This is a genomic window from Mycobacterium sp., from assembly GCF_019247615.1.
Taxonomy (GTDB): domain Bacteria; phylum Actinomycetota; class Actinomycetes; order Mycobacteriales; family Mycobacteriaceae; genus Mycobacterium.
In genome coordinates this window covers 1-4,506 of sequence record NZ_JAFBAT010000090.1, presented here as the reverse complement: position 1 = coordinate 4,506, position 4,506 = coordinate 1, and the positions used below count along the sequence as shown (strand labels likewise).

At 65.4% G+C, this 4,506-nt stretch carries 3 protein-coding genes, 1 tRNA gene and 2 pseudogenes; 2 read left to right on the top strand and 4 right to left on the bottom strand.

Features of this window, described 5'->3' with window-relative positions; translation table 11 throughout:
• Positions 1–247: pseudogene (locus JO059_RS06255) on the top strand (protease HtpX); the annotation flags it as partial.
• 135 nt (positions 248–382) lie between these two features.
• On the opposite strand, the gene JO059_RS06250 reads toward JO059_RS06255, so the two are convergent.
• The 3 genes from JO059_RS06250 to JO059_RS06240 form a co-directional block, all read right to left on the bottom strand.
• The gene (locus tag JO059_RS06250; RefSeq protein ID WP_293315231.1) at positions 383–1,408 is read right to left on the bottom strand and encodes an NAD(P)H-dependent glycerol-3-phosphate dehydrogenase; all 1,026 of its coding nucleotides are present in this window, start codon (positions 1,406–1,408) and stop codon (positions 383–385) included.
• Between the two features lie 279 nt (positions 1,409–1,687).
• Positions 1,688–3,175, bottom strand: coding sequence for an NAD(P)/FAD-dependent oxidoreductase (locus JO059_RS06245; RefSeq protein WP_293315230.1), 1,488 nt, complete (start codon positions 3,173–3,175; stop codon positions 1,688–1,690).
• A 98-nt stretch (positions 3,176–3,273) separates the two neighbouring features.
• Positions 3,274–3,765, bottom strand: coding sequence for a YajQ family cyclic di-GMP-binding protein (locus tag JO059_RS06240; protein ID WP_293315229.1), 492 nt, complete (start codon positions 3,763–3,765; stop codon positions 3,274–3,276).
• A 69-nt stretch (positions 3,766–3,834) separates the two neighbouring features.
• Here JO059_RS06240 and JO059_RS06235 point away from each other — a divergent pair.
• Positions 3,835–3,918: transfer RNA gene (locus tag JO059_RS06235), tRNA-Tyr, on the top strand.
• 217 nt (positions 3,919–4,135) lie between these two features.
• Here the strand turns inward: JO059_RS06235 and JO059_RS06230 are convergent.
• Positions 4,136–4,506 (bottom strand): annotated as a pseudogene (locus tag JO059_RS06230) (hypothetical protein); the annotation flags it as partial.

The following is a 4,506-nucleotide window of genomic DNA, read 5'->3' as shown; positions in this document are numbered from 1 at the left end:
ATCGGGCGCCGTGTTGACCGGCGACCCGCTGGGCTTGGCGTCGGCCCTGCGCAAGATCTCTGGCGGGGTACAGGCGGCCCCGCTGCCGCCGGAACCGCAGCTGGCCAGCCAGGCCCACCTGATGATCGCCAACCCGTTCCGCGCGGGTGAGCGGATGGGATCGATGTTCTCGACTCACCCGCCAATCGAGGACCGCATCCGCCGGCTTGAGGCGATAGCGCGGGGTGATTTCAGTACCGGACGATAAGCCGGCTCTGGCGCCCGCATTGGATCAGGCGGCGGGTAGGCAACCGAACGGTGCCGCCCGCGGCCTCGTGCTGGCGCTGCCAGTCATCGATCGCCTGCTCCGCGGCGTCGTGGGCCCGACCGGTTCCGCGAGAACTCAGAAGCCCGAGCCGTGCACCTCGTGTCCGGGAACTTCGGCGATCAGTCCGCTGTAGGCCTGCTCGACGGTAGAGCCGTGGTTGATCACCGCGTCGACCTCACGGGCGATCGGCATGTTGAGGCCGAATTCGCCAGCGAACTCCATGATCACGCTGGCAGCCTTGACGCCCTCCGCGACTTGGTTCATCGACGCGATGATCTCGTCGATCGGCTTGCCGGCACCCAGTTGTTCGCCGACGTGACGGTTGCGGCTGCGTTGGCTGGTGCAGGTGACGATCAGATCGCCAAGGCCGGCCAGGCCGGGGAAGGTCTCGGGGTCGCCGCCCAGGGCCACGCCCAGCTTGGTCATCTCCCGCAGCGAGCGGGCGATCACCAATGCGCGGGTGTTTTCGCCGATGCCCAGCGAATAGCCCATGCCGACCGCGATGGCGTAGACATTTTTCAATGCCCCGGCCATCTCCACCCCGACTACGTCGTCGCTGGTGTACACCCGGAAGCGCCGGGTGCGGAACAACCCCGACAAGCGGGTCGCAAGATGCTGGTCCGGCATGGCCAGCACCGCAGCAGCGGCGTACCCCTCACCGACCTCGCGGGCGATGTTGGGGCCGGCCAGGATGCCCGCGGGATGACCGGGCAGCACCTCCTCGATGATCTGTGACATCCGCATGTTGGTGCCCTGCTCGAGGCCCTTGACCAACGAAACCACCGGCACCCACGGCCGCAGCTCCTTGGCCAGTTCGGTGAGCACGCCGCGGAAACCATGTGACGGCACGCCCATGACCACGACGTCGGCGGAGTTCGCCGCCTCCGCGAAATCGGTGGTCGCGCGAAGCGTGTCGCTGAGGACGACATCCTTTCCGAGATAGCCGGTGTTGCGGTGATGCTCGTTGATGTCATCGGCGGTCTCCTGGGACCGCACCCACTGCAGGGTCGGCCCCCGCCGCGCACAGATTGACGCCACCGTGGTTCCCCAGGAACCGCCACCGAGGACAACGACTTTGGGTTCCCGCTTCTCAGATGCCATGGCGATCAGCGTATTGGCGACATCGGAGATTTAGAAGGAATTCACCAATGACCCTCCCGGCAGGGACTTCGGTCCCTACCCCTCGCCGTGCGGGTTAGCTGAAGGTCGAAGGACAGGTCTTGACCGCAAGGAGGAAGCATGCCCGGGCAGGTGCCTCGGCGGCGCCCTGATACGGCCCCGGCGACAGCTGCTCCCACGCAGCAGCCGACGCCCACCGAACCCCATTTCTGCGAAATGCGGAGCCGAACGTCCGCCACGCCGGAAACCGGCCAAGGGCGCCTACCCCGCCAAGGGCGCGCGGTCTCCCGCTCGGCCGAAAACCATCGCCTCTTCGATGCGGTCGAACCGGTAGACGATGGCGTCGGCGAAGTAGTTCTGGCGTACGTTCCACGGCCGCTTGGTCCCCGACTTGGGCAGCGCATGCAGCGACCGCAGCACGTAGCCGGCCTGCAGGTCCCACGCCGGTTTCTCGGGCATCTCTGCCTCGCCGCGGTGCGGATAGGCGTGGGTGTAACCGTGAGATGCCATGTGCGCCAGCAGCTTTGCTGTGGTCCGCGCCGTCATGTCGGCGCGCAGCGTCCAGGACGCGTTCGTATAGCCCACGCACCAGAACAGGTTCGGCACCTCTTCGAGCATGTGCGCCTTGTAGACGAAGCGGTCCTGCGGCTTGATCTCGGTGCCGTCCAAGCTGATTGCCGCGCCGCCGAGCGCCTGCAGTTGCAGGCCGGTCGCGGTGACGATGATGTCCGCGTCGAGGTGGCCGCCGGATCGCAGCGCGATGCCGGCGGCGTCGACGTGGTCGATGTGATCGGTGACCACCTCGGCGCGGCCGTCGGCGATCGCGGTGTACAGGTCGGCATCAGGTATCAGGCACATCCGCTGGTCCCACGGGTTGTACCGCGGCTTGAAGTGAACGTCGACGTCGTAGCCCTCGGGCAGGTAGTTGATCGCCGTGCGTCGCGCCAGCCACTTCACCAGCCCGGGCGTCTTGCGGGACAAGAACCAGATCATCGCTTCCAGCAGTGCGTTGTGCATCCTGATCACCAGGTGGGCGGCCCTGCGCGGCAAGACTTTTCGCACAACGGCGGCGACCCTGCTGTACTTGGACGCGGCCATGATGTAGGTCGGCGAGCGCTGCAGCATCGTGACCTTCGCGGCCCGGTCCGTCAGCGACGGGATCAGCGTCACCGCGGTGGCACCGCTGCCGATCACCACGATCTTCTTGCCCGTGTAGTCGAGGTCTTCGGGCCAGTGCTGCGGATGGATGACGGCGCCGCCGAACTGCTCGATGCCGGGCAATTCCGGGGTATAGCCCTCGTCGTAGTTGTAGTAGCCGCTACCGAAGAACACGAACCGGCCGCGGTACTGCTTGGGCGCGCCGTCCTCTTCGGCGGTGACGGTCCAGGTGTCGGTGGACGAATCCCAGTCCGCCGAGCGGACGTAGCTGTTGAACCGGATGTGGCGGTCGATGCCATATTTGCGCGCGGTTGCCATCAGGTACTCGCGGATGTGCTCGCCGTCGGCAACGTTTTCCTTCCGCGGCCACGGCTCGAACGGGAAGGACAGGGTGAAGATGCTGCTGTCCGAGCGGACCCCGGGGTAGCGGAACAAATCCCAGGTGCCGCCGATCTGCGCGCGCCGCTCCAGGATCAGGTAGGTCAGGCCCGGGTTGCGCTCGGAGATCCGATAGGCCGCGTCGATGCCGGAGATGCCGGCGCCGACGATGATGACGTCGACGTCATCGGCCGCCTGGGGACTCAGGGTCATCTCGAACCTCGCTTCGAAACTAGCGCCGCGAGCGCAACGCCACGGCGAAGATCGGCGCGTTTTTCCGCCGTGGCGTTACGCTCGCGCCGGTCGATTGCCTATCGGTAGTTGACGAACTGCAGCGCAACGTCCAGGTCGGCGTTCTTCAGCATCGCGATGACGGCCTGCAGATCGTCACGCTTTTTGCTGGTCACGCGGACCTCGTCGCCCTGGATCTGGGTCTTGACGTTCTTCGGTCCCTCATCGCGGATGAGCTTGGTGATCTTCTTGGCGTTCTCGCTGCTGATGCCTTGCTTGATGGTGCCCGTGACCTTGTAGGTCTTGCCGGACGCCTGTGGCTCCCCGGCGTCGAAGGCCTTCATCGAGATGTCCCGGCGGATCAGCTTCTCCTTGAAGACGTCGACGGCGGCTTTGACGCGCTCCTCGGTCGACGATGTCAGTTCGACGGCCTCGTCGCCCTTCCAGACGATCTTGGTGTCGGTGCCGCGGAAGTCGAACCGGGTCGCGAGCTCCTTGGCGGCCTGGTTGAGCGCGTTATCGACCTCTTGCCGGTCGACCTTGCTGACGATGTCGAACGATGAATCCGCCATCCCATCCGTCCCTTCGTCGGGTGATAGCCGTTTGTGCCCTGTCTACCCGTTCGTTGTAACCTGTCTGGCGGCAGGTTGCCCGAGCGGCCAATGGGAGCGGACTGTAAATCCGTCGCGAAAGCTTCACAGGTTCGAATCCTGTACCTGCCACCAAAGCTCAGGGGCGGTTCGTCGCTGGCGACACGTTCGAATACGGCCGAGTTGCCACGATTTGTGACAACTCGCGCCAAACTCGCTGCGCACGGCTAGGAAACGCTGATCGACGGCGCCTTGCTGCCCCGACCCCGAAAGCGAAACCGCCGTTCCGGCAATGAATCCCAAACGAACGTTGGTGAACATGTCTGTCGGCGCGGTCGCTTCGACGATTGTGTCATGACTGCGGAACCGGCAGGTCGGGGCAAAGGGTCATGTAGCCGACTGCGGGCGAAATCCAGTCATGCCACTCTTGGTGGCTGATGTTGGATGTGAGTTTCGAGCAGAGGACCGCGACGGTCGCATCAAGCGGGGTGGGCCACAGGCGCACGGTGGTGTCGGCGCTGCCGGACGCCAGAGTGTGCCCGTCGGGGCTGAACTCCACACTCAGGACACCGTCGGTGTGGCCCAAAAGGGGCTGACCCAGCGGGCCCGCGTGCGTCAGATCGGTGAGGTCCCACAGCCGCACGGTGTGATCGGCGCTGCTGGACGCCAGCGTGTGACCGTCGGGACTGAACGCCACCTGCAGCACGTCGCCCGTATGCCCGT